Source organism: Streptomyces sp. NPDC043726, from assembly GCF_056436565.1.
Window position 1 is genome coordinate 211024 of sequence record NZ_JBWKCI010000003.1, and the last position, 23829, is coordinate 234852.

The 23829-nt window shown below is 72.6% G+C and carries 21 protein-coding genes; 7 read left to right on the forward strand and 14 right to left on the reverse strand.

The window, feature by feature from the left end:
• Positions 1-55 precede the first annotated feature (55 nt).
• The 3 genes from AC068Z_RS09930 to AC068Z_RS09940 form a co-directional block, all read right to left on the reverse strand.
• Entirely contained in the window at positions 56-715 is a 660-nt protein-coding gene (locus AC068Z_RS09930) for a DUF5063 domain-containing protein (RefSeq protein WP_478554097.1), read from the reverse strand.
• On the reverse strand, positions 708-1307 hold the full coding sequence (recR, locus tag AC068Z_RS09935) for a recombination mediator RecR (protein WP_361275583.1): 600 nt from the start codon (positions 1305-1307) through the stop codon (positions 708-710). The genes AC068Z_RS09930 and recR overlap by 8 nt, the downstream gene beginning before the upstream one ends.
• A gap of 97 nt (positions 1308-1404) precedes the next feature.
• Positions 1405-1743: a YbaB/EbfC family nucleoid-associated protein gene (locus AC068Z_RS09940; protein WP_478554098.1), complete on the reverse strand. Its 339-nt coding sequence runs from the start codon at positions 1741-1743 to the stop codon at positions 1405-1407.
• A 246-nt stretch (positions 1744-1989) separates the two neighbouring features.
• On the opposite strand from AC068Z_RS09940, the gene AC068Z_RS09945 reads away from it, so the two are divergent.
• Positions 1990-2700: an SLATT domain-containing protein gene (locus tag AC068Z_RS09945; RefSeq protein WP_478554099.1), complete on the forward strand. Its 711-nt coding sequence runs from the start codon at positions 1990-1992 to the stop codon at positions 2698-2700.
• Positions 2701-2724: 24 nt separating this feature from the next.
• Here AC068Z_RS09945 and AC068Z_RS09950 read toward each other — a convergent pair whose 3' ends face one another.
• The 4 genes from AC068Z_RS09950 to AC068Z_RS09965 form a co-directional block, all read right to left on the reverse strand.
• Positions 2725-4272: a PstS family phosphate ABC transporter substrate-binding protein gene (locus AC068Z_RS09950; RefSeq protein WP_478554534.1), complete on the reverse strand. Its 1548-nt coding sequence runs from the start codon at positions 4270-4272 to the stop codon at positions 2725-2727.
• Positions 4273-4402: 130 nt separating this feature from the next.
• Positions 4403-6184 carry a serine/threonine-protein kinase gene (locus tag AC068Z_RS09955; protein WP_478554100.1) on the reverse strand — a complete coding sequence of 594 codons (1782 nt, stop codon included), beginning with the start codon at positions 6182-6184 and terminating at the stop codon, positions 4403-4405.
• A 78-nt stretch (positions 6185-6262) separates the two neighbouring features.
• The gene (locus AC068Z_RS09960; RefSeq protein WP_478554101.1) at positions 6263-6721 is read right to left on the reverse strand and encodes a MarR family winged helix-turn-helix transcriptional regulator; all 459 of its coding nucleotides are present in this window, start codon (positions 6719-6721) and stop codon (positions 6263-6265) included.
• Complete coding sequence (locus AC068Z_RS09965; protein WP_478554102.1) at positions 6718-7323, reverse strand: type 1 glutamine amidotransferase family protein; 606 nt, start codon at positions 7321-7323, stop codon at positions 6718-6720. Before AC068Z_RS09965 ends, AC068Z_RS09960 begins: the two co-directional genes overlap by 4 nt.
• Positions 7324-7499: 176 nt before the next feature.
• Here AC068Z_RS09965 and AC068Z_RS09970 point away from each other — a divergent pair, with 176 nt between their 5' ends.
• From AC068Z_RS09970 to AC068Z_RS09980, 3 genes are all read left to right on the forward strand, one after another.
• A complete protein-coding gene (locus tag AC068Z_RS09970) occupies positions 7500-8855 on the forward strand; it encodes an aminotransferase class III-fold pyridoxal phosphate-dependent enzyme (protein ID WP_478554103.1) in 1356 nt (451 codons plus the stop codon).
• Between the two features lie 148 nt (positions 8856-9003).
• A complete protein-coding gene (locus AC068Z_RS09975) occupies positions 9004-9702 on the forward strand; it encodes a GntR family transcriptional regulator (RefSeq protein ID WP_478554104.1) in 699 nt (232 codons plus the stop codon).
• Between the two features lie 154 nt (positions 9703-9856).
• Positions 9857-10507: a hypothetical protein gene (locus AC068Z_RS09980; RefSeq protein ID WP_478554105.1), complete on the forward strand. Its 651-nt coding sequence runs from the start codon at positions 9857-9859 to the stop codon at positions 10505-10507.
• Positions 10508-10536: 29 nt separating this feature from the next.
• Here the strand turns inward: AC068Z_RS09980 and AC068Z_RS09985 are convergent, their stop codons facing one another.
• The 5 genes from AC068Z_RS09985 to AC068Z_RS10005 all read right to left on the reverse strand — a co-directional run bounded on the left by AC068Z_RS09985 (position 10537) and on the right by AC068Z_RS10005 (position 16829).
• Positions 10537-10830 carry a DUF3303 family protein gene (locus AC068Z_RS09985; RefSeq protein ID WP_478554107.1) on the reverse strand — a complete coding sequence of 98 codons (294 nt, stop codon included), beginning with the start codon at positions 10828-10830 and terminating at the stop codon, positions 10537-10539.
• Between the two features lie 68 nt (positions 10831-10898).
• Positions 10899-14348: an NACHT domain-containing protein gene (locus AC068Z_RS09990; protein ID WP_478554109.1), complete on the reverse strand. Its 3450-nt coding sequence runs from the start codon at positions 14346-14348 to the stop codon at positions 10899-10901.
• A gap of 16 nt (positions 14349-14364) precedes the next feature.
• Positions 14365-14757, reverse strand: coding sequence for a hypothetical protein (locus AC068Z_RS09995; protein ID WP_478554111.1), 393 nt, complete (start codon positions 14755-14757; stop codon positions 14365-14367).
• Between the two features lie 87 nt (positions 14758-14844).
• Positions 14845-15465: a response regulator gene (locus AC068Z_RS10000; protein ID WP_478554535.1), complete on the reverse strand. Its 621-nt coding sequence runs from the start codon at positions 15463-15465 to the stop codon at positions 14845-14847.
• 68 nt (positions 15466-15533) lie between these two features.
• Entirely contained in the window at positions 15534-16829 is a 1296-nt protein-coding gene (locus AC068Z_RS10005; RefSeq protein WP_478554113.1) for a sensor histidine kinase, read from the reverse strand.
• A 203-nt stretch (positions 16830-17032) separates the two neighbouring features.
• On the opposite strand from AC068Z_RS10005, the gene AC068Z_RS10010 reads away from it, so the two are divergent.
• Positions 17033-17722: an ABC transporter ATP-binding protein gene (locus AC068Z_RS10010; RefSeq protein ID WP_478554115.1), complete on the forward strand. Its 690-nt coding sequence runs from the start codon at positions 17033-17035 to the stop codon at positions 17720-17722.
• The gene (locus AC068Z_RS10015) at positions 17719-20082 is read left to right on the forward strand and encodes an ABC transporter permease (protein ID WP_478554117.1); all 2364 of its coding nucleotides are present in this window, start codon (positions 17719-17721) and stop codon (positions 20080-20082) included. The genes AC068Z_RS10010 and AC068Z_RS10015 overlap by 4 nt, the downstream gene beginning before the upstream one ends.
• Positions 20083-20162: 80 nt before the next feature.
• Here AC068Z_RS10015 and AC068Z_RS10020 read toward each other — a convergent pair whose 3' ends face one another.
• The gene (locus AC068Z_RS10020) at positions 20163-21446 is read right to left on the reverse strand and encodes an adenylosuccinate synthase (RefSeq protein ID WP_478554119.1); all 1284 of its coding nucleotides are present in this window, start codon (positions 21444-21446) and stop codon (positions 20163-20165) included.
• A 186-nt stretch (positions 21447-21632) separates the two neighbouring features.
• Here AC068Z_RS10020 and AC068Z_RS10025 point away from each other — a divergent pair, with 186 nt between their 5' ends.
• The gene (locus AC068Z_RS10025; protein WP_478554121.1) at positions 21633-22472 is read left to right on the forward strand and encodes a diacylglycerol kinase family protein; all 840 of its coding nucleotides are present in this window, start codon (positions 21633-21635) and stop codon (positions 22470-22472) included.
• Positions 22473-22565: 93 nt separating this feature from the next.
• On the opposite strand, the gene AC068Z_RS10030 is transcribed toward AC068Z_RS10025, so the two are convergent.
• A complete protein-coding gene (locus AC068Z_RS10030; RefSeq protein WP_478554123.1) occupies positions 22566-23771 on the reverse strand; it encodes a cytochrome P450 in 1206 nt (401 codons plus the stop codon).
• Positions 23772-23829 lie beyond the last annotated feature (58 nt).

Sequence of the window (23829 nt, forward strand, 5' to 3'; positions counted from 1 at the left end):
AGAACGGCTCGGCGACCGGCCGCCGTCGACCGGTCGCCGAGCCGCCCGGCTGTGACTACTTCACCGTCCGCAGCCCCAACGGGCCCGCGATCTCCTCCGCCATGACCTTGCCCGCCTCGAACTCCAGGGTGTCGTCGCCCACGGACTGGTCCGTGTCGAGGCCGTCGAGTTCTTCCAGGGGCTGGTTCAGGCGGACATGGGCGAGGACGGACTGCAGGGCGCGCAGGGTCGCCGATGCCGTGGAGCCCCAGTTGGAGAAGTAGGAGAACTGCCACCACCACAGGGCCTCGGTGGTGCGGCCCGCGCGGTAGTGGGCCATGCCGTGCCGCAGGTCGGTGATGACGTCCGCCAGGTCGTCGGAGATCCGGGCGGGGACGGGCGCCTTGCGGGGCTCGTAGGGGTCGAAGACCTCCGAGTACACGTCCACCGGGTCCAGGATGCGGGCCAGGCGCTCGCGGAGTTCGTCGACGTCCGGTTCCGGGCCCAGGTCGGGCTCGTAGCGCTCCTCGGGGACGATGTCCTCGTGCGCGCCGAGACGGCCGCCGGCCAGCAGGAGCTGCGAGACCTCCAGGAGGAGGAAGGGGATCGCCGATTCCGGCTCGTCGCCCTTGGCCACCTCGGTGACCGCTACGAGGAAGCTCTCTACCTGGTCCGCGATCTGGACCACGAAGTCGTCCGGGTCCTGGTTCGTCGCGTGCAGCGTGGCGTCAGACATCTAGGAGTCGTCTCCCCTCGAAGGCGCGGCCGAGGGTGACCTCGTCCGCGTATTCCAGGTCGCCACCCACCGGGAGGCCGCTGGCCAGGCGGGTGACCTTGAGGCCCATGGGCTTGATCATGCGGGCGAGGTACGTGGCCGTGGCCTCGCCTTCCAGATTCGGGTCCGTGGCCAGGATCAGCTCGGTCACTGTCCCGTCGGCCAACCGCGCGAGAAGTTCTCGTATACGGAGGTCGTCCGGACCGACACCCTCGATGGGGCTGATCGCGCCGCCGAGCACGTGGTAGCGGCCGCGGAACTCGCGCGTGCGCTCGATCGCCACGACGTCCTTCGGCTCCTCGACCACGCAGATCACCGACGGGTCGCGGCGGGCGTCGCGGCAGATGTTGCACAGCTCTTCCTGCGCGACGTTTCCACAGGTCGCGCAGAAGCGGACCTTCGCCTTGACCTCCATGAGGGCCTGCGCGAGCCGCCGTACGTCCGTCGGCTCCGCCTGCAGGATGTGGAAGGCGATCCGCTGCGCGCTCTTGGGACCGACGCCGGGCAGCCGACCCAGCTCGTCGATCAGGTCCTGGACCACGCCTTCGTACAACGGACTGCCGTCCTTCCTGGGGTTCCCCGGTACTCGTGCTCAGTACCCACGGCCCTTCACTACGTACGGTAGAGGGCCGCGGCCTGTCTTAGAAAGGTCAGAAAGGCAGACCGGGGATGCCGCCGCCGAGGCCCTGGGCGAGCGGGCCGAGCTTCTGCTGCTGGAGGGTCTGGGCGTTCTCGTTGGCCGCGTGGACGGCCGCGACGATCAGGTCGGCGAGGGTCTCGGTGTCCTCGGGGTCGACCGCCTTCGGGTCGATCCTGAGAGCGCGGAGTTCGCCGGCGCCGGTGACGGTCGCCTTCACCAGGCCACCGCCGGACTGACCGTCGACCTCGGTCCTCGCCAGTTCCTCCTGGGCGTTCGCCAGGTCCTGCTGCATCTTCTGGGCCTGCTGGAGCAGCTGCTGCATGTTGGGCTGGCCACCACCGGGGATCACGATCAGCTCCTTGTCGTATGGCTTCTGGAACGAGCCTACGTGGTCTGCTCAGCCATCGCCCCGGCACTCTTTCGAGTGAGGCGAATGTGCGGCCTATACCTGATCAAGGGCCACTTCCGAGCGGAAAAGCGGTGAAAGCATCCCCTTCGCCACCCATTGGGCGGTAGGAAGGTCCCGCACATGAGCATCAGCCGTCACGGGATGTGATCGGCCAGGAGCAGGTTGGGACCAGGTAGGGAGTGCCGGGTGGGTCAGCCGGAGATGCAGCCCGAGTATCCGCCGGGCGATCTTGTGGGGCGGGCGTTTCCGCTGGGCGACTGGGGCGAGCCCGCGGTGCGGCTGGACGAGCTGTACCAGTGGGTGGAGCGCGGGGCGCTGGACACGGCGGCCTGGTATCTCGCGGACCGGGTGTGGAAGCGGCGCGGGGCCCGGGTGCTGCGCGGAGGCGCGGCGTTGGGGGCGGTGTCCGGGGCCGCGCTGCCGTTGCTGGATCTGACCGGGGTGCTGGGCGGGGTGGCGCCGTGGGGTTACCTGGCGCTGCTGCTGGCGGTGGCGTGTGTGGGGGTGGACCGGTTCTTCGGGGTGACGTCCGGGTGGATAAGGGACGTGGCCACGGCGCAGGCGGTGCAGCGGCGCCTGCAGGTGCTCCAGTTCGACTGGGCCTCGGAGAGCGTGCGGGAGGTGCTGGGGCCGGCGGAGGGCACGGCGAGCGAGGCGGCGGACCGGTGTCTCGGGGTGCTGCGGCGGTTCTCGGAGGACGTGACGGAGCTGGTGCGCACGGAGACGGCGGACTGGATGGTGGAGTTCCGGACCGGCTCGGCCCCGATGGGCATCCAGGGCGCCGTCACGGGAGGCGCCCGCCAGGACGGCACGGTGCTCCAGGGCCGCTTCCCCCTGCCCCCGGGAGGCCCGACCCGACCGAACATGCCCCGCCAGCGCCCACCGGAGCCGCGGTGACGGGGGGATGTGTCCAGGGGCCGGTTACGTGTCGTTGCACAGGCGTTCGCCCTCCGGGGCCGTGCAGGGGACGTGGTCGTGGTTGCGGATCAGGGTTTCGCCGTTGTTCCTGATGTAGTCGAGGAAGCTGCCGGCCAGGGAGCCGCCCGGCGGGTCGCCGTAGGTGTACGCGTACTCCACACCGAAGTACGGGTACGGATCCCGCTGCTTCTGTATCGCCGCCACCGAGGCCTCCGCGCCGTCCAGCGGCACCCGCGTCACATGCGCCTTGCCGGTGGCGTTGCTGAGCTCGCTGTAGCCGATAGCACCCCTGATCTCCGCGACCTTCTCCACGACCTCGTCCGTGGAGTCCAGCTCGCAGCGCACCGGCGCCGCACGGTCCGTCCTGATGTCGCACTCCAGGGAGGTGCTCGGGACGCCTTCCCAGGTGCCGTCCAGCACCTGGTCCTGGAAGACCTGGCGGGTGCCGGAGTCGGCGTCCCGGCTCACCAGCACCACCCGCCAGTGCGGCAGCCGGGGGTCCAGCTCGTCCCAGTACGCGACGTCACCGGCGTAGATCCGCCGGACGTCCGCCGTGGACAGGCCCCCGGGCAGCTTCAGGCTGTCGTTCACCACCAGCGCGAACACCGACAGGGCGACGGGCAGCGGGGTCAGCGAACCGTCCGCGCGCTTGCCGGCGCCGTCGTGGAAGGCGATCATCGACGCCTGCCGGCCTCGCGACTCGTCCTTCAGGCCCATCAGCTCGCCGACGCCCGCCGAACTGCCGCGCGTCTCCACCGAGATGTCGGCGCCCTCGCAGTCCTTCTCGTACTCCTTTGCCAGGTCCTCCACCACCGGCTCGAACGCGGTCGACCCCGTGATCGTCAGGGAGCCCTGCTCGCAGCCGAGCGGGGGCGGGGAGTCGTCACGGACCACGACCATGGTGGAGAGCGTGACCACCGAGACCGTGAGCATGATGGTGATCAGCCTCGCCGCCCGGCTGAACAGCGGCGGCTTGTCGTCGGGGGTGGCGCTGCGGTTGGGGTGCACCTCGCCGTCCCGGATACCGCCGATGAGGCGGATGTCCCGGCCCACGTCACCGCCCGACAGCAGCACCAGCAGCTTGAAGTGCTCGCCCCGGTTGAGCGGGACGCGCGGGATGCGCAGGGTGTTGCCGCCGGTGTCGTAGCCGAAGCCCGCGTGCGGGGTGAAGTGGCTCATCAGATGGTCGGTGCCGGGCGGCTGGGTGACCGAGACCCCGCGGATGCTGCGGTCGGTGAACACGGCGGTCAGACCGTGGAGTTCACGGCTCGTGTAGTCGTCGTGGCCGATGCCCTGCGAGCCGTCGTTCTCGACGCGCAGCAGCACCAGGGTGGCCTGGTGCATGCCCGGGGCCTCGTCGAACAGGCCCATGCGGACGTTGGCACGGCCCGAGGCGACGTCGTCGCCGATCGGGTTGTCCATCTGGACGCGGTAGCCGATCCGCTTGCGGCGGGGCACCCGGCGCTCGTACCACACCATGACGGCCGAGGCCGCGATACCGGCCACGGCCGTGGCGACGGCGACGACGTTCTCCGCGCTCAGCAACTCCATCGGGTGCCCCCGCAACTCCCTGGAGCCGGACAAGTGTGCGGACACCTTATGTTCGGCGGGCGGGGCATTCCGGGCACGTCCGCTGATGTTCGCCCAGCATTCAACTAGCCCGGCGGACCAGCCGAGTCGCTCACTCCCGGACGTACGTCAGCTTCTCCCCCGTGCTCGCGTTGACCCGCTCCAGCCGCCCGTCCCCGAGCAGCGTCAGCTCCGTCGCGCCGCCCGGGGTGCAGGACGAGGCCGGTTCGCCGACGCTGACGGTGGACGGGCCGATCTCCAACGGGCCGCCCGGCGCGGGCGCTTCGGCCAGCGTCGCCTGGAAGACGCAGTGGTAGTCCGCGCCGTCGGCGACGAGCGAGAGCACGGTGTCACCCACCTCGCCCTGCTGGAGGGTGAGCCGGCGGGTGTGGTGTCCGGCGTCGTTGTCGAGGGCGGCGGACCAGGTGCCGAGGTAGTCGGCCGGGACGGTGCCCGTGTCCGGGGACTGCGAGGACGCCGTCGGGCTCGGCTCCTCGGTCGTCGGACCCGGTGTGACGGGCGCGCTCGTCCGCTGGGTCGCGTTCGTGTTCTTGCCGTCGTCCTCGGTGCCGTTCATGAGGGCGTAGACCGAACCCCCCGCGGCGAACGCCACGACCAGGGCCACCGCGAGGAGCAGGGCCGTGGAACGGCCGTCGCGGCGCGGCGGCCGGGGCGGGGGCACGATCGGGCCGTACGGCGCGGTGGAGCCGTAGGGCGGGGGCGGGTACGCCGGGTGGGGGTGGCCGTACGCCGGGTGGGGCGGGGCGCCGAAGGGCGGCGGCGGCGACTGTGGGGGCGGGGACTGCGGGGGCGCCACGGCCGTGGGGAGATGGCCCATCGGCCCGCCGGCCCCGGGCTGTCCCGGGACGGGCGGCCCCAGTACGGCCGTAGGTGCGGAGTCGTCCGCCGCCGCGGCGTGCTCCGGAGATCCGCCGGCCGCCCCCGCGGACCCGGGCGGTCCCGGCTCACCCGCCACCGGATCCTCCGCGTCGAGCAACCCCACGGCGTGCCGCCCGAGTTGGGCCACCAGCGCGCTCGGCAGCCAGGGGTCCCGGGAGCGGCCGTCGGAGACGGTGGCCTCGGCGCCCGTGCGTTCCAGGATCCGCGCCAGGCTCGGCCGGGACCGCGGGTCCTTGCGCAGGCAGTCCCGGACCAGGTCGGCGATGCCCTCCGGGACGCCCTCCAGATCCGGCTCCTCCTGGGCGATGCGGAACATCAACGCGTGCACGCCGCTGCCGCCGGAGCCGAAGGGAAGGCGGCCGGTGGCGGCGTAGGCGAGGACGGAGCCCAGGCAGAAGACGTCGCAGGCGGGGGTGATGCGGTCGCCGCGCACCTGCTCGGGCGCCATGAAGCCGGGCGAGCCGACGAGCGCCCCGGCGCGGGTGAGGCCGGACTCGGTGACCGTCTCCAGGGCCCGGGCGATGCCGAAGTCGATGACGCGGGGGCCGTCGATGGTGACGAGGACGTTGGAGGGCTTCAGGTCCCGGTGGACGATCCCGGCGGCGTGGATGTCGGTGAGCGCGTGGGCGAGCCCGGCGCCGAGGATCCGTACCGACCGCTCGGGCAGCGCCCCGTGGTCGTGGCCGACGACCCGCTCCAGGCTCGGCCCGGCGACGTATCCGGTGGCCACCCACGGCACGGCGGCCTCGGTGTCGGCGTCGAGCACCGGCGCGGTCCACGCGCCGCCCACCTGCCGCGCGGCCGCCACCTCCTGCCGGAACCGGGCCCGGAACTCCTCCTGCGCGGCGAGCTCCTCCCGCACCAGCTTGACGGCGACCGTGCGCCCGCGCTCCGACCGGGCGAGATAGACCTGCCCCATCCCGCCGGCCCCGAGCCGTGCCAGCAGCCGATACGCGCCGATGCGCTGCGGATCCCCCGGCCCCAACTGGTCCATGCAGGCCCTCCCCCGACATGCCCCCGTATGACGGATCCACGATAGTGCGGGCATACCGGGAGGTGAGCGGGCCGGCGCCTACGGTTCCGTAACGGCCGGGCCGGTCTCCTCCAGGACCTTCGACAGCCGTTCCAGCAGCCGTACGGCGTCGGCGAGTTCGGCCTCCCCGAAGGCCTCCGCGAGCCGGTCGGCGAAGGCCGCGTGGCCGGGGTCGATCCGGCGGACGGCGGCGAGCCCCTCCTCGGTCGGCGCGAGCAGCTTGGCGCGGCGGTGGGCGGGGTTCGGCCGGTACTCCGCCAGCCCCCGCTGCACCAGCAGATCGGCGATCCGCTGCACGCTCTGCCGGGTGATCCCCATCGCCCGCGCGATCCCGGCGACGGGCAGCGGCTCGCGCAGCACCGCCCCGAGCACCTGCCACCAGGCGGCGGTGAGCCCGGCGGGCCTCGCCAGCTCCTCGGCCACGGAGAGGAACTGTCCGTTGAGCCGGAACACCCCGAGAGCGCTCCGGCTCAGCAGGTCCTGACGCTCCCGGCTCACCGGACGCCCGCCTGCTCCAGGACGGCGAACGCCTCGGCGTCGGAGTCGTGGAACAGCCGGTACCAGGCGTCCAGCACCTCGCCCTCGTAGACCCCGAGGAGCCGGAGGATCTCGCGGGCGAACGCGACGGGTTCGGTGGGTCCGGCGGTGACGAGTCCGCGGTCGGTGACGGCGTCGGAGTCGACGTAGTGCCCGGCTCCCCGGTACCCGGTGGCCGCGAGGTAGAAGGACACGGCACTGGTGTGCGCCCGGTCGTCGAGCAGCCCTTCCCTCGCGAGACCGGCGGTGGCGCCGCAGATCGCGGCGACGGGCACCCCCGCGTCGAGGAACTCGCGGGCCTTGCGGGCGAAGGGGGCGAGGTCGTCGGTCGTGTCCCACAGGTCGGCGCCCGGCAGGATCAGCAGCGCGCTGTCCTCGGGGCGTACGGCGTCCAGCGCGAGGTCGGGCTGGACGCGCAGTCCGCCGACGCTGCGGACGGAGCCGGCGGTGGGCCCGAGCGTGCGGATCTCGTGGCCGCCCCGGGCGAGGTAGGCGGTGGCGTACCCGGTCTCCCAATCGGCATAGGTGTCGTAGACGGCGAGGTGTACGGGCTTGCTGCTCATGACTGCCTCCTCGGTGAACCCCTGAAGCCTTATGACAGAAGACTGTCATGAAGACAGCATGCTGTCAATCTCCGGGGCGGCCGTGGACCCTTGTCGACAACCTGTCGTGGAAAGCCGCATCCCGCAGACAGGACGCCGATACCGATTCCGTATCGCGGACATTTACCCTCGGCCGCATGACCCCTCAGCCAAACCCCGAGGTCGGCGCCGCCGTGAAGGCCGCGGACCGTGCTCATGTGTTCCACTCCTGGTCCGCGCAGGAGCTCATCGACCCGCTCGCCGTCGCCGGCGCGGAGGGGTCGTACTTCTGGGACTACGACGGCAACCGCTACCTCGACTTCACCAGCGGGCTCGTCTACACGAACATCGGCTACCAGCACCCGAAGGTCGTCGCGGCGATCCAGGAGCAGGCCGCCAGGATGACGACCTTCGCCCCCGCGTTCGCCGTCGAGGCGCGCTCCGAGGCGGCGCGGCTGATCGCCGAGCGGACGCCCGGCGACCTCGACAAGATCTTCTTCACCAACGGCGGGGCGGACGCGGTCGAGCACGCCGTACGGATGGCCCGGCTGCACACGGGCCGTCCGAAGGTGCTCTCCGCGTACCGCTCGTACCACGGCGGCACCCAGCAGGCCGTGAACATCACGGGTGACCCGCGCCGCTGGGCCTCCGACAGCGCGAGCGCCGGTGTCGTGCGCTTCTGGGCGCCCTACCTGTACCGCTCCCGCTTCTACGCGGAGACGGAGGAGCAGGAGTGCGCCCGGGCGCTGGAGCACCTGGAGACGACGATCGCCTTCGAGGGGCCGTCCACGGTGGCGGCGGTCATCCTGGAGACGATCCCGGGCACGGCGGGGATCATGGTGCCGCCGCCGGGCTATCTGGCCGGGGTACGTGAGATATGCGACAAGTACGGCATCGTCTTCGTCCTCGACGAGGTCATGGCCGGGTTCGGGCGCACCGGTGAGTGGTTCGCGGCCGATCTGTTCGGTGTGGTGCCGGACCTGATGACCTTCGCCAAGGGCGTGAACTCCGGCTATGTGCCGCTCGGTGGCGTGGCGATCTCCGGGGCCATCGCGGAGACCTTCGGCAAGCGGCCGTACCCCGGTGGCCTCACGTACTCCGGGCATCCGCTGGCCTGCGCCGCCGCCGTCGCGACGATCGAGGTCATGGCGGAGGAGGGGGTCGTCGCGAACGCGGCGAAGCTCGGCGCCGAGGTGGTCGAGCCCGCACTGCTGGAGCTGGCCGAGCGGCACCCCTCGGTGGGCGAGGTGCGGGGCGTGGGCATGTTCTGGGCCCTGGACCTGGTGAAGGACAAGGAGACGCGCGAGCCGCTCGTCCCCTACAACGCGGCCGGAGAGGCCAACGCGCCCATGGCCGCTTTCGCCGGCGCCGCGAAGAAGCACGGCATCTGGCCCTTCGTGAACATGAACCGCACGCATGTGGTGCCGCCGTGCAACGTCTCCGAGGCCGAGTTGAAGGAGGGTCTCGCGGCGCTGGACGCGGCCCTGTCGGTGGCGGACGAGTACACGGCCTAGCCGGGGCCTGGCCGTGGCCCGGCCGTCAAGAGGCCTGTGCTGTGGCCGGGGTCACCCCCGAGCGACCCCGGAGGGCGAACGCGTAAGGTGGCGTGCTCGTAGACATAGGCGAGCACGCCATCCAGCGCGACGAGGAGAACGCCCGACCATGCCCGGCTCCAGCGGCAACGGCGCGGTGACCCGCAGCACCCTGCGACAGCAGATCGCGGACGCGCTGCGGGACGAGGTGCTGGCCGGGCGGCTCCAGCCGGGGCAGGAGTTCACCGTCAAGGAGATCGCCGAGCAGTACGGCGTCTCCGCCACCCCGGTCCGCGAGGCCCTCGTGGACCTCTCCGCGCAGGGCCTGCTCGAAGCCGACCAGCACCGCGGCTTCCGCGTCCACGAGTACTCCGCCGAGGACCACCGCGGGATCGTCGAGGCCCGCAGCCTGGTCATCGACGGCATGTTCCAGGCCCTCGACGAAGGGCGGGCTGGCTACCGGGAGTCCGGCGACCCCCGCACCGTCGCCGCCCTCGCCGGCGTACGGCGCCGCGGCGAGGAGGCCCAGCGGGCCGCCAGCGCCGGTGACCTCACCGTCCTCATAGGCTATGACCTGCGCTTCTGGCGCGAGTTGGGCGCACTCTTCGGCAACCCCTACCTCGCCGACTTCCTGCACCGTCTGCGCGTGCAGTCCTGGGTGTGCACCGTGCAGCGACTGCGCCTGCTGACCGATCTGCGCGGCCGCCTGTGGTCCGGCCACACCGAACTCGTCGACGCGCTCTCCCGCCGCGACACCACCGCCGCCCGCTCGATCATCGCCGCGTACGACACCCACTCCCTGTCGCTGATCGAGCGTCTCGCGCCCTGAGGGATGGGTATGGGACCTGCACGGCCGTACCGGACCGGTGCTGCCGTCCGTACCTCCGACCGGTACTAGGGGGTACGACCCCGGCCGTACCGATTACTCTTCCCTGACCAACGCGCTACACCGCGCTACACCGTGCTACACGAGGAGTCCTCTTTTGGCCTGTGACCTGTGGCTGGTACCGCTCGTCGACGTGTTGTGCCACACCCCCGACAACCCGTTCGCCGAGGAACTCGCGCAATACAACAAGGTGCTCGCCGAGGCCGGGCTTCCGCCGGTGCCGGTGTACCAGTACATGCCGGGCCTGTCCGGTGAGGTCGCCCCGGTGGCCGGATTCGACTACGACGCCCTGCACTTCCTGCGCCGGGCCTATCTGCTCCAGGTCTGCGGCCTGCCGGTGACGCCGGTGGACGAACTCGGCGGCGACTACGAACAGCTCCTGGAGATGTTCGAGACGACGGCCCAGCAGTCCCACCTGGTCTGGCACTACGACCACGCGGGCGCGTACGTCCCGGTGGACTTCCCGCACCCCCTCTCCAGCCACGAACTCCTCGCCGGTGGCGGCCCCTTGGGCTCCTCCCAGACCCTGCTGAGGGAATTGGAGTTCGTGGCCCCGTCGATCGGCATCGACCCGGCCAACCCTCCGGCGGCACCCCAACCGCCTCCGTCTCCCACGGACTTGGAGGAACCGGCGGTGCCGGCCCCCTACGACCCCAGCCCCTTCGCCCGCGAACGCCATGTCTGGCTGGGCCTGCACGCGGCGGCGACGCGGAGCCTGGCGCAGGGCTCGATGATCATCTTCAGCTGAGCGGCGGACCGGCCACCGGGCGCGGCGGATCAGCCTCCGAGCTGGGACAGCCCCTTCTGGAGATCCTCCGGGTTCATCACCGGGATGAACTCCACCTCAGCGTTGAGCTCGGTGAAGAACGGCTCGGCGGTGGACGGCAGTTGGGAGCTGTCCTGGAGATCGACGACGAGCCAGCAGGTGCGGCGGCCGCCTTCCGGACCGAAGTACGCGGCCTCCGGCCTGAGCTTCTCCAGCGCTCCCTGGATCACCTCGGGCAACCGTCCACTGCGGATGGCCTCGTTCCCCTTCTCCGTGTCCAGCGTGGCTTTCATCAGCATGCGCATGAGGCTCACCTTCACCTTCTCCCTGCTTCAGGATATGCCCCGAATGTCCTGGTTCGCAGAGGGAGCGGTCAGGGGGACACCGCCTGTGTGTAGGCCGCGTTGACCATCTTCTGGGCCACTTCGGCGTCGGCGCGGGGGACGAGTGCGCGGAACCACAGGTCGTGCCTTCCGTCGTGCGCGGTCACGACGAGGATCAGTTCGTACCGGCCGTCCGCGTACCGCTCCCGGTACCGGCCGTTCCCGTCCTCCGTCTTCTTCCAGGTCCCGGCCGCCCCGCCCGACCACCGCTCACGGAACGCGTCGGTGTCACATCTGAACCAGGTGCACGGCAGGTCCGCGATGTCCAGCAGGGGCGGATCGTCGCCGTTGTCGCCGCACCGGGCGGTCCACTCGCCGTCCTTCAGCGGCTTGTCCGCCTCGAAGCACCGGAACCCGGACGGAACCCGTACGGGCACGGTCAGCCGGTCGAAGGTCTGGATGTCCGAGTACTCCGTGTCCCCCCAGACCGGTCCGACCACCGACCTCTCCGGCACCCTCCGGAACACGTCGGTGCGCAGCCGTCCGGGCACGTCGGCGGGGGGTACGTCGGCGAGGCGGCCGCGATCAGGTCCGACCCGGTCCTCGGGGACCCCGGCACTGAGCAGGGCCTCCCGGGCCACGATGCCGGCCACCTCGGAGACGCGGTCGAGGGTCGCGTACTCCTCGCGGTACTGCACCCACAGCGTGATGTTCCCGGCCCGTACGTGGACCGTGGCCATCGGCTCGTCGTGCGGGCCGGCGCGGGCGGCCACGATCGTCGCCTCGTCGCCCAGTCCGGGCAGCGGCCTGGCCCCGTCCAGCGAATCCTCTCGCATCCCCCGCCGGGCCTCGTCGACGGCGCTGCCGCCGCCGCCCCATTCCGACACCCACACGTACGGGCTCACCACGAGCCTGCGGTCGGGCCGGAACGGCGACTTCTCGTCGAAGGCGCACGTGTCCGCGTCCGGCTCGCTCCGGACGTGGTGTGCGATCAGTTCCCTGACCTGGGCCTGGCTGACCAGCGCACAGGCCTCCGGGATGTCCCGGTAGGGGTGCCTCAGATCGGGCATGAGCAGGGCCGCCGACAGCCCGAAGCCGAAGCCGAACATCGACACCCCGGAGGACAGCAGGGCGAAGGTCGGCGGCCGTACGTCCTCCCGCCGGACCCAGTCGCCGCCACCGGTGCCGTCCTCGGTGACGCCGGCCGCGTCGGCGAGCCGGTTGCGCAGCTCGATGTGGCGGAAGCGGTACAGGCCACCGGACTGGCGCAGCACCCCCCTGCGGTGCGCGTCGCGCAGAAAGGTCATCACGCGCCACGGCAGCGCGCCCGTCCAGGCCAGATACAGCCGGGCCACGGACAGCCGCCCCGACGCCGACACCGACCACCGGCACACCATCCAGGCCAGGAGCACCAGCCCCCCGGTGTACAGCCACTCGAGGACGGTCACCGTGCCGCGGTCCGCGACGAGTTGCCAGGCCACCACCGTGAACGTGACGACGAACAGCAGCCACTCGGTGACATGACGGCGCGGCGGCAGCCGGAACGGGGCGAAGACCCCGAGGACGAGTTGCGTGCGGTGGTCGGCGCGGAGCAGTTCGGCGGGCTCGGGTGCGTCGGCGGGGTCGGCGAGCAACCTGAACAGGTCGATCACCAGGGTGAGGACGACCAGGAGGAGCACGGCACCGAAGTAGAGCGCCGTGCGCCACACCGAGTCGTGCCGCAGCACCATCAGCACGCCGACCCCCACGCCCCCGCCCAGCAGGACGAACCGGAGCGGGCGCACGTCCGCGCGTAACGACCTGAGGTCCGCGAGCCCCGGCCAGGACAGGCGTTGCGGCGCGTCGTCGGGCCGGCGCAGCGCCCAGTCGATCAGCGCCGCCGCCGTGCCCAGGACCAGCACCGCCGCCCACGGCGGAAGGGGGAACCGGTCCTGCCACCAGGGGTGGTCGTAGTCCGTCACGCCGACGGCGAGAGCGGCGATCACGACCGACAGACCCGTGCCGAGCCAGCGCACCGACCACGGCACGACCTCCCCGAGCCGCCACCAGGCGATGTCCTGCTCCCCGGTGGAGCGCAGCCGCCCGGCGAGGAACCCCGCCCAGGCCCGGGCCTGTTCGCCGGTCCAGCCCGACCGGCCGGTGCTGTCCTCGTAGGCGGCGGAGAGGAAGGCGTCGTACAAGTGCCGTTCCACGGTGGTCCGGCTGCGGTACCGCTCGTCCTCCAGCAGCTCCATCGGGTCGGCGCGGGCTCCCTTGTAGACGACGCGGGCGAGGCTGACCATGAGCGGCGTGCTCAGGACCGAGCGCAGGGTCTCGACCTCGGGGGCCCGGTTCTCGGCGTCGGCGAGCCGGTCCAGCACCGGGGTCCAGTTGGTGGCCGCGCGGGCCGGCCCGGTGGGGCGGGCGGTGCGCGGGAGATAGTGCTCCAGGTCGGCGACGGCGAGGGGTTCGAGCTGGACGACCGCGGCGGCGGGCAGCACGGTGTCGGCTTCGTCGACGGCGGCCTCGTACTCCTCGATCCGGCAGGTGAGGACCAGCCGGGCCGGGTCCTTCAGGCTGGCGCGCAGTCGGGCGAGGGCCTTGGGGCGGGCGGGTTCGGGGAGTTCGTCGAGGCCGTCGAGGATCGGCAGGAGGCGGCCCGAGGTGATCAGGTCGTGGGCGATGTGAGGGCTGCGCAGGATCGCGGGGTGCAGGGCGGCCAGGCGGGAGGCGGCCCAGTTCCAGGTGTCCTCCCCGGCACAGTTCCAGGAGGCGATGGGCAGCAGGACGGGTACCGGTGCGCCCGGTGCCCGGGTGTCCAGGATGCGCCGGGCCAGATGCAGGACGAGGGCCGACTTGCCCGCGCCGGGGGCACCGAGCACCACCAGGCGCTGACTGGGGATCGTGCCGAAGAAGGTGCCGATGGTGCCGAAATCGCCCGACAGGTCGAGAGGTTGACCGCCCCCGTCGTCCCCGGAGATCGGGCTGCGCCGGATGTTGGCCGGGTGATCGCTCAGCAGAGGGCCGGCCGCCGACCACCGTACGGGTATGGGCGCCGGGTCGTGCACATGCAACTGCTGCTCGTCGCGGGCGTACTCCTCGTCGAGTACGGCCGCCAAAGCACTTGCCGCGGCGTCGAGTTCGGCGGCCGTGGGCTTGCGGCGCGGAGCGCGGTGCCGCCGTATCCACGCCGGGACGCCGAGCAGGGCGGCCAGCCACCACAGCGCCCCGGCGACCGCGCAGGCCCCGCCCGTGAGCGCGACGATCCGCTGGACGCCCAGCGACATGATCTCCTCGCCGCCCTGGAGCGAGGTCAGGGCGAAGACGAGCAGGCCGAGCAGCACCACGGCGCCGGCCGTGCGCTGCGGCCCCGCGCGGTCACCGGCGAGCTGCTCCTCGGGGCGAGGGCTGTCGAAGTGCACGGGACCGCTGATGTCCCGCACCATGACGACCGGGCCCTCGAAGTCGCCGCCCGAGATCTCGTGCTTCGTGCCGAAGCCTTCGTCGTGCTCCTCCGGCATGGCCGCCGCCCGTTTCCTAACGGCCGAAGTTCAGGGGGCCGTTGATGTCCCGTGCCTGGATCACCGGGCCCCTGAAGTCGCCGCCCTTGATCTCGTTGTGCGTGTCGCCGGAGCCGGTCGCACGGGCGGCCCCTTCCCGCCATGCCTCGGCCTCACCGCGCCACGCGTCCAGTGCCCGCGCGAACGCCGGGTCCCGGGCGGCGCGCAGGGCGAGCACGTTGGCCAGCTCCCGGGCCCGTTCCGTGTCGTCCGCGCGCTCGGCGAGGGCGGTCAACTCGCCTTCGGCGCCGGCTTCTTCACCGGCCGGATGCCGGCCCACCAGCCTGCGCAGCGACTCCCAGACCTGCTGCCCCGCGGCCCCCGCGGTGCCCGAGGCCAGGGCCATCAACAGTTCGGGCGCGATGTCCACGACCACCCCTCCCCCGTGCGTCGGTGCGTCGTGCGTCGAGGGTAGGGCAAAGGCAACCGCTCGGGGAGGAGTTGGACACATAAGGCGCTACCGGCCGCCCGCCCCCGGTGTGATCAGCCCCGTCTCGTACGCCACGACCACCGCCTGGGCCCGGTCGCGGAGGCGGAGTTTGGCCAGGATCCGGGCCACGTGGGTCTTCACGGTGGCCTCGCTCAGGGTGAACCGCTCGGCGAGTTCGGCGTTGCTCAGGCCGGTGCCGAGGGCCTGGAGGACCTCCACCTCGCGCGGGGTGAGGACGGACAGGTCGCGGTGCAGGGCGGCGGTCCGGGTGTCCTGCGAGACGAACCGCTCGACCAGACGCCGGGTGATCGCGGGCGCGAGCAGCGCGTCCCCGGAACGGGCCAGGCGGACGGCGGCGACCAGGTGTTCGGGGGTGACGTCCTTGAGCAGGAAGCCGCTGGCGCCCGCGGTGAGGGCCGCGTAGACGTAACGGTCCAGGTCGTAGGTGGTGAGGATCAGCACGCGCGGGGGCGGATCGGGGACGACGGTGCCGGAGAGGATGCGGCGCGTGGCCTCCAGACCGTCCAGGCCCGGCATGCGTACGTCCATCAGGACGAGGTCGGGACGGGTGCGCCGTACCGCCTCCAGGGCCTGCTCGCCGTCGGCCGCCTCCGCCACCACGTCGATGCCGTCGGCGCCGAGGATCATGGCGAACCCGGTGCGCACCAGCGCCTGGTCGTCGGCGATCACCACGCGGGGTGCGGGTACGGGCGCGGTCACGGTGCCGCCGCCGGGATCACCGCGCGGACCCGGAAGCCGCCCGTGGGACGGCTGCCCGCCTCCAGGGTGCCGCCGTACACCGCGAGGCGTTCGCGCAGCCCGGTCAGGCCGTGCCCGCCGCCGGGGCCGGCCGGCGCGGCGGTCGTGCCGCCGGTGTCGGTCACCTCGACGCGCACCGCGTCCGGGGCGTGCTCGACGCTGACCCGGACCCGCGCGCCGCCCGCGTGCCGGACGACGTTGGTCAACGCCTCCTGCACCACGCGGTAAGCGGCCAGGTCGGCCCCCGGAGCCAGCGGGGCCGGGGCTCCGGTGACGGTCAGCTCGACGGGGACGCCGGTGGCGCGGACCCGGTCGGTGAGCGCGGTGAGCTGCCCGAGTCCGGGCTGGGGAGCCAGCCCGGGATCCAGGTCCCGCGCGGGGTCGTCCGGCTCGTCCATCGTCAACAGGCCCATCACATGGCGCAGTTCGGCCATCGCCGTGCGCCCGCCCGCCTCGACGGCCAGCAGCGCCGCACGGGCCCGGTCGGGCGCGGCGTCCATCACCTTGCGGGCGGCGCCCGCCTGGATCACCATCACGCTCACATTGTGGGTGACGACGTCGTGCAACTCCCGTGCGATCCGCGCCCGTTCCAGCTCGACCGCGAGCCGGGTGGCGGCCTGCTGCTGTTCCTGGAGGTCCTGGACGCGCTGCTGCCAGATGTGCAGCGCGTTCGCCGCGAGCCCGATGCCGAGCAGCACCAGGAACGGCACGAAACCGGGGGTGAAGGACGGCAGGTACCGCTCGTGGAGCACCGCCATCAGCACCGCGCCCACCAGCAGGCCGAGCAGGGTGTGCGCCCGGTGCGGACTGTGCAGGGCCGCGCTGTACGCGGCGACCGTGCAGGTCAGGAAGGTGTACACGGTCGGGTCGGCCGTCCCGGAGTGCTGGTTGAACAGCAGCGTGAGCACGAGTACGGCCCAGAAGGCGGCCAGCGGATACCGCCGGCGCGCGATCAGCGGCAACGCGGTCAGCGCGGCCAGCACGAGCGTCCCGGCGTCCGGTGCCAGGCCCTCCAGCGGCGGGACCGGACCCTCGGGCGGCGGCGGGGGCGGGAAGACCGGCTCGCCGAACGGCGCCACGACCGCGGCCTGGTCCTGGCCCTGGCCCTGGACGCCGCCCACCGTGCACAGGGCCAGCACCAGGGCGAGCACCGTGTCCGCCGTCCACATCCACCGTGACGGCCTGGGCGGCGGGCCCGGCCGCAGCAGCGCCGCGAGACCCGTCCGCCATCGCCGTACCCCCGCCCCGTTCATGGGCCCAGTCTGGCAACCGCCCGGCGCCGTGACATCCCTCCGGCCGCCGAGCCGCCGTACATCCACCGCGTACATCCCCAGGATGACGTGCCCGCCGGGTCCTCCCGGTACGGCAGCCGCGCTCACCGCCGCGGGCGACGCCCCGGGGCCGGGCCCGCTCCTAGCGTCTCGCTGAACCGTCCGACGCAGACCGGGGAGAGGCCATGGAGACACCCGTCATCGACATCCGCGAGGTGAGCCGGAGGTACGGAGAGGGACCGCCGGCGCTGGACGGGGTCGGGCTCACCGTGCGGGCCGGGGAGGCGGTGGCCGTCCTCGGCCCCTCGGGCAGCGGCAAGTCGACGCTGCTGAACCTGATCGCGGGACTCGACCGGCCGGACACCGGCAGCGTCACGGTGGACGGGCTGCGGGTGGACGAGCTGGGCGAGGCGGCCTCGGCGCGGTACCGGCGGGCGCGGATCGGCATGGTCTTCCAGTTCTTCAACCTGCTCGACGACCTGACCGTCGCCGAGAACGTGCTGCTCCCCGCCCAACTGGCCAAGGTGCCCCGCGCCGAGGCCCGCCGCCGTGCCGCGGACCTGCTGGCGCACCTCGGCATCGACCGGCACGCCGACACGCACCCCGGCCGGCTGTCCGGCGGGGAGCGGCAACGGGTGGCGGTGGCCCGGGCCCTGATGAACCGTCCGGCGCTGCTGCTGGCCGACGAGCCGACGGGGGCGCTGGACTCCGCGTCCGGGGAGGACGTACGGGAGCTGCTGACCGCGCTCAACGCGGACGGGCAGACGATCGTGCTGGTCACCCATGATCCCGTGCTCGCCGCGTCCTGCACGACCCGCACGATCGAGCTGGTGGACGGGCGGATCGTCCGGGACACGGCGGCGGTGGCGCGGTGAGCGCGCTGGGCGGGGTGGTGCGCGCCGGGCTCGGGCGGCGCCGCCTCCAGACGACCGTGATGATCCTGACGACACTGATCGCGGTCACCGCGTCGGTGCTGGCGGCCGGGGTGCTGGTCGCCTCCCGGGCGCCCTTCGACCACGCGATGGCCGAACGGTCCGGCGCGCATCTGGCCGCGTGGTTCGACGCCCGCAAGGCCACGGCCGCGCGGCTGGCGGCGACGGCACGGGTCCCGGAGGTCTCCGCGGCGGCCGGTCCGTTCCGGACGGTGTCGGTGAGCCCGCGGACGGACGACTCCGTGCCGCTGCCCGAACTGACGGTCGTCGGACGGGCGGAGGCGGGCGGCCCGGTCGACCGGCTGGACCTCGCCGACGGGCGGTGGGTGACCGGGCCGGGCGAGATCGTGCTGGCGGAGGGGGACACCGCGCTGTCGCCGGGCGCGGAGCTGCGGGTCGGCGGCTCGACGCTGACGGTCGTGGGCCTGGCCCGCTCGGTGACCGGCACCGCCGACGCGTGGGTGACCCCGGCCCAGGCGAAGGCCCTGGCGGCGGAGGGCGGGGCGTCGGGGTACGAGATGCTGTACCGGCTGCGCGCGGCCGGAACCGAGTCGGAGCTGTCGGCGGGCCGGGCGGCGATCGAGGCGGCCGCTCCCCAGGGCGCGCTGACCGGCACCCTCTCCCACCTCTCCGTCCGCCGGGAACAGCTCGCCAACGCGCTGGCGTTCGTGCCGTTCGTGGCCGCCTTCGGGGTGCTCGGCCTGGCCATGTCGGTGCTGATCATCGGCGTCGTCGTCAGCGGCTCGGTCGGTTCCGCCACGCGCCGGATCGGCGTCCTGAAGTCCCTCGGCTTCACCCCGGCGCAGGTCGTCCGGGCCTACGTCGCCCAGGCCCTGGTCCCGGCCGCGATCGGCTGCGCCCTGGGCGTGGCCCTCGGCAACGTCCTGTGCGGCCCGGTCCTGGGCGGCGTCGAAGACGTCTACAACGGCGCCCCGGCGACCATCCCGTGGTGGCTCAACGCGACGGCCCCGGCTCTCGCCCTGACCCTGGTCACCGTCGCGGCCCTGCTACCGGCCCTGCGCGCGGGCCGACTGCGCCCGCTCGAAGCCCTCACCCCGGGCCGCGGGCCGCGAACACGACGCGTCCGCGTCGGGCACCCGACCCGGCGGCTGGTCTCCCGGCTTCCGCTCCCCCGCCCGCTCACCCTCGGTCTCGCTCAGCCCCTCGCCCGGCCCGCGCGAGCCCTGACGACCGGTGCCGCCGTCGCGCTCGGCGCGCTCACCGTGACCTTCGCCGTGGGGCTGGCGCTCACGCTGGGGGCCGTACAGGAGCAGCGGATGCTCGACTCCGCCGCGCCGGTCGTCGTGGAGACCGGGCGGGGGCAAGGGGGTCCGGGCGGGGCCGTGACCATGCCCGCGCCGGGGCAGCGGCCCGCGCGGCAGGCAGACCCGGCCGACGTCGCCGCCGCCCTCGACGGCCAGTCCTCGACCCGGCGTTACTACGGTGCCGCCCGGGCCGAGGTGAGCGCCTCCGGGGTCCCGGGGCGGACCGCGGTGACCGCGTACCAGGGGGACGCCTCCTGGGGTGCCCCGGCGATGGTGGCGGGCCGGTGGATCAGCGGAAGCGGGGAGGCCGTCGTCACCGAGCGGTTCCTCGACACCGCCGGGGTCCGGGTCGGCGACACCCTCACCCTCTCCGCGAGGGACCGCAGCACGACCGTACGCATCGTGGGCGAGGCCTTCTTCACCGAGGACCAGGGCATGACCCTGCTCACCGGGACCGTCACGCTCACCGCCCTCGGCCTCGACGCCGCCCCGGCCCGCTTCCACGTGCAGCCCGGACCCGGCACCTCGACGTCGGCCTACGTCGACGCGCTGAACGAGGCCCTCGCCGACACGGGCGCCCTCGCCCACACCGACGCGGGCAACTCCTCCAGCGTCATCGCGGCCATGGACGCGCTGATCGCCACGCTCACCCTGCTGCTCGTCGCGGTCGCCGGACTCGGCGTGCTCAACACCGTCGTCCTGGACACCCGCGACCGCGTCCACGACCTGGGCGTCCACAAGGCCCTCGGCATGACACCCCGGCAGACCGTCGCCCTGACGCTCACCTCCGTCGGCGCCCTCGGCCTGCTCGCCGGAGCCGTCGGCGTCCCCGCCGGAGTGGCGCTGCACCACTACGTCGTCCCGCTCATGGGCGACGCCGTGGGCATGAACCTGCCCCCGGTGCACATCGACGTGTACGCCCCGGCCGCCCTCGCCCTGCTCGCCCTCGGCGGACCGCTGATCGCGATCGCCGGCGCCCTCCTCCCGGCCGGCTGGGCCGCGAGGACGGACACGGCACGGGCGCTGCGCACGGAGTGAACGAGGAGGGGCGCCCCCGTCGTACGGAGACGCCCCTCTTCGGCTTCGACGAGCCGCAGCTACACCCGCAGCCGCAGCCGTCAGATGAACGAGTTGATCTCGATCGTCTCGTCCCGGCCCGGGCCCACGCCGATCGCGGAGATCGGGGCGCCGGACATCTCCTCCAGCGCCTTGACGTACGCCTGGGCGTTCTTCGGCAGGTCGGAGAACGACTTGGCCTTCGAGATGTCCTCGGACCAGCCGGGCAGCATCTCGTAGACCGGCTTCGCGTGGTGGAAGTCGGTCTGCGAGTACGGCAGCTCCTCGACCCGCTTGCCGTCGATCTCGTAGGCCACGCAGACCGGGATCTGCTCCCAGCCGGTGAGCACGTCGAGCTTGGTGAGGAAGAAGTCGGTCAGGCCGTTGACGCGGGTCGCGTACCGGGCGATGACCGCGTCGAACCAGCCGCAGCGGCGGTCACGGCCGGTGGTGACACCCCGCTCGCCGCCGATCCTGCGCAGCGCCTCGCCGTCCTCGTCGAACAGCTCGGTCGGGAACGGGCCCGAGCCGACCCGGGTCGTGTAGGCCTTGAGGATGCCGATGACCCGGTTGATCTTCGTCGGACCGACGCCCGCGCCCGTGCAGGCACCGCCCGCGGTCGGGTTCGAGGAGGTGACGAAGGGGTACGTGCCGTGGTCGATGTCCAGCAGCGTGCCCTGGCCGCCCTCGAAGAGCACGACCTTGTCGTCCTCCAGGGCCTGGTTCAGGATCAGCACGGTGTCGGCGACGAACGGCTTGATCTGCTCGGCGTAGCCCAGCAGCTCCTCGACCACCTGGTCCACGGCGATGGCGCGCCGGTTGTAGAGCTTGGTCAGCAGCTGGTTCTTGACGTCGAGCGCCGCCTCGACCTTCTGCTGGAGGATCGACTCGTCGTAGAGGTCCTGCACCCGGATGCCCACGCGGTTGATCTTGTCCGCGTAGGTCGGTCCGATGCCGCGCCCGGTCGTGCCGATCTTCCGCTTGCCGAGGAAGCGTTCCGTCACCTTGTCGACGGTGACGTTGTACGGCGTGATGATGTGCGCGTTACCGCTGATGAGGAGCTTGGACGTGTCGACGCCTCGCTCGTTCAGCCCGCTCAGCTCGGAGAGCAGGACCGACGGATCGACGACGACGCCGTTGCCGATGACCGGCGTGCAGCCGGGGGAGAGGATTCCGGAGGGGAGGAGGTGCAGGGCGTACTTCTGGTCGCCCACGACCACCGTGTGACCGGCGTTGTTTCCGCCCTGGTAGCGGACCACGTAGTCGACCGATCCACCGAGGAGATCGGTGGCCTTCCCTTTACCCTCGTCACCCCACTGAGCACCGAGCAGCACAAGTGCGGGCACGCGCGTACACCCCTTCCGGGCGGGGCATGTCCAACGTCAGGGGTGTACGCCGCACGTGTGCGGGTGATACACCAGCGACCTCCATTGGCCGCAAACCGTCGGACCGGATGCCCCGGAATAGACGAAGCCCCTGGCGCAATAGCGCAAGGGGCTCTTGCACAAAGATGCTACCCGAGGAAGCGAGGCATGGCCGAGGTGGCGACTTCCGCGACGTCCGATCAGCTGCTGGTGGTCATCGACCCGGTCGCCCGGCATACGGACGGGGAGTCCGTCAGGATCGCGAAAGACGTGCTCAGCGCGGGTGCCGCGACGAAGGTGTGCCTGCCGGAGGGGCCCGAGGAATTCGCCCGGGCGCTGGCCCGCAGGGGCTCGCGCCGGCCTGTCGTGGTCGGCGACGACCGGGCACTGGTGCGCGCGGTGTCCCTGCTGCACCGGCAGCGGGAGCTGGCCGGATGCGCGCTGTCGGTGGTCCCGGTGGGCCCCGTGCTGTCGCTGGCCGGGGCGCTGGGGGTGCCCACGGGCGCGGTGGCGGCGGCGCGGGCGGTACTGGACGGGGTCGAGCGGCGCATGGACGTGCTGGTCGACGACAGCGACGGGGTGGTGCTGGGGGCGCTGCGGATCCCGCCGCTGCCGCCGACGGGCGGCTCGGAGACCGTGGAGGGGCGGCCCTGGCTGCGGACGTACCAGTCCCTGGTCCGCACCCTGGCGCCGACGCGTCCGGTCCCCGTCGTCCCCCGCCCGGGGCCCGCCCGGCTCCGGGTCGAGGTGGACGGGGTGACCCTGGTGGACCTGGACCAGCCGGTGGAGGGCGTCTCGGTGACCCCGCGCGGCGCGGGCACGGCGTCGGTGGAGGTCCGCCCGGCCTCGGTGGGCGCGGAGGCGGCGCCCCTGCTGGCGCGGGGCCGTCGGGTGACGGTGTCCGGGGCGGACTTCAGGTACCGGGCGGACGCGCTGGTGGCGGGCCCGGTGCGCAGCCGGACCTGGACGGTGTGGGAGGACGCGCTGGGGCTGGTCGTACCGGCCTAGACGGGGGCCCTCTCCCGTCGCAGGCGGGCACCGGTGTGACCTCTCGCTCCCGGCAGTCCCCCGGGACCGCTCAGTGATCGGCCGAACCGGTGATCACCCCACCTCCACGCTCAGCCCCTCCAGCCCCCGGATCACGAAGTTCGGCTTGCGCTCCGGTTCGGCCGCCAGGGCCAGCGTCGGTGCCCTCTCCAGCAGGGCCGCCATCGATGCCGCCAGCTCGATGCGGGCCAGCGGTGCGCCGATGCAGTAGTGGATGCCCGCGCTGAAGGAGATGTGCGGGTTCTCGGCGCGGGCCAGGTCCAGGCGCTCGGGGTTCTCGAACACCTCCGGGTCGTGGTTCGCGGAGCCGAAGAGCATCGCGATCTCCGCGCCCCTCGGGATCGTCGTGCCGGCGATCTCGATGTCGTCCAGGACCCAGCGTTCGAAGAGCTGGAGCGGGGTGTCGTAGCGCATCAGCTCCTCGATCGCCGAGGGGATCAGGGAGTGGTCCGCGCGCAGGGCCGCCAGCTGGTCCGGGTTGCGGAAGAGGGCGTACCAGCCGTTCACCGTGGCGTTGACCGTCGCCTCGTGGCCCGCGTTCAGCAGGAGCACGGCCGTCGAGATCATCTCCTGCTCGGTCAGCCGGTCGCCCTCGTCGTGCGCCGCGATCAGCCCGGACATCAGGTCGTCGCCGGGCTCCTTGCGGCGCAAGGCGATCAGCTCGCGCAGGTAGTCGGAGAACTCCACCGACGCGCGCACCGCCTTCGCCGCGGTGTCCTCCGACGGATTCAGCTCGTACATCCCGCAGATGTCCGCCGACCAGGGCCGCAGGGGCGCCCGGTCCGCCTCCGGGATGCCCAGCATCTCGGCGATCACCGCGACGGGCAGGGGCTCGGCGACATCGGCGAGCAGATCCCCGCCGCCCGCCTCGACCAGCCGGTCCACCAGCTCCCCGGCGAGCCGGGCCACGTACGGCTTGAGCCGCTCGACCGTCCGGGGCGTGAACGCCTTCGACACCAGGCGCCGGATCCGGGTGTGGTCCGGCGGCTCCAGATCCAGCATCCCGTGGTCGTTCAGCGTGTGGAACGGCTCGTGCTCGGCCGGCGGGGCCGTCCGCCCGAAGTCCTCGTGCGTGAACCGGTGCTGGTACGTCCGCCCGAGGCGCCGCTCCCGCAGCAGCGCCGAGACATCGGCGTGCCGCGGGACCAGCCACTGGTTCGTGGGCTCGAAGTAGTGCACACGGCCCTTGGCACGCAGCTCGGCGTAGGCGGGGTAGGGGTCGGCGAGAAACGCCGCGTCCCATGGATCGAAGGCTCCCATGAACGGACGCTAAGCGCTTCGCTGGAAGTGCCGCAATACGCAGTCGTTCATCGGCGGC

Coding starts and splice junctions, on each gene's coding strand:
- AC068Z_RS09930 (WP_478554097.1), bottom strand. CDS start 715: ATGTCTGACGCCACGCTGCACGCGACGAACCAGGACCCGGACGACTTC.
- AC068Z_RS09950 (WP_478554534.1), bottom strand. CDS start 4,272: ATGGAGTTGCTGAGCGCGGAGAACGTCGTCGCCGTCGCCACGGCCGTG.
- AC068Z_RS09955 (WP_478554100.1), bottom strand. CDS start 6,184: ATGGACCAGTTGGGGCCGGGGGATCCGCAGCGCATCGGCGCGTATCGG.
- AC068Z_RS09965 (WP_478554102.1), bottom strand. CDS start 7,323: ATGAGCAGCAAGCCCGTACACCTCGCCGTCTACGACACCTATGCCGAT.
- AC068Z_RS09970 (WP_478554103.1), top strand. CDS start 7,500: ATGACCCCTCAGCCAAACCCCGAGGTCGGCGCCGCCGTGAAGGCCGCG.
- AC068Z_RS09975 (WP_478554104.1), top strand. CDS start 9,004: ATGCCCGGCTCCAGCGGCAACGGCGCGGTGACCCGCAGCACCCTGCGA.
- AC068Z_RS09985 (WP_478554107.1), bottom strand. CDS start 10,830: ATGCGCATGCTGATGAAAGCCACGCTGGACACGGAGAAGGGGAACGAG.
- AC068Z_RS09990 (WP_478554109.1), bottom strand. CDS start 14,348: ATGCCGGAGGAGCACGACGAAGGCTTCGGCACGAAGCACGAGATCTCG.
- AC068Z_RS10000 (WP_478554535.1), bottom strand. CDS start 15,465: ATGATCCTCGGCGCCGACGGCATCGACGTGGTGGCGGAGGCGGCCGAC.
- AC068Z_RS10005 (WP_478554113.1), bottom strand. CDS start 16,829: ATGAACGGGGCGGGGGTACGGCGATGGCGGACGGGTCTCGCGGCGCTG.
- AC068Z_RS10010 (WP_478554115.1), top strand. CDS start 17,033: ATGGAGACACCCGTCATCGACATCCGCGAGGTGAGCCGGAGGTACGGA.
- AC068Z_RS10025 (WP_478554121.1), top strand. CDS start 21,633: ATGGCCGAGGTGGCGACTTCCGCGACGTCCGATCAGCTGCTGGTGGTC.
- AC068Z_RS10030 (WP_478554123.1), bottom strand. CDS start 23,771: ATGGGAGCCTTCGATCCATGGGACGCGGCGTTTCTCGCCGACCCCTAC.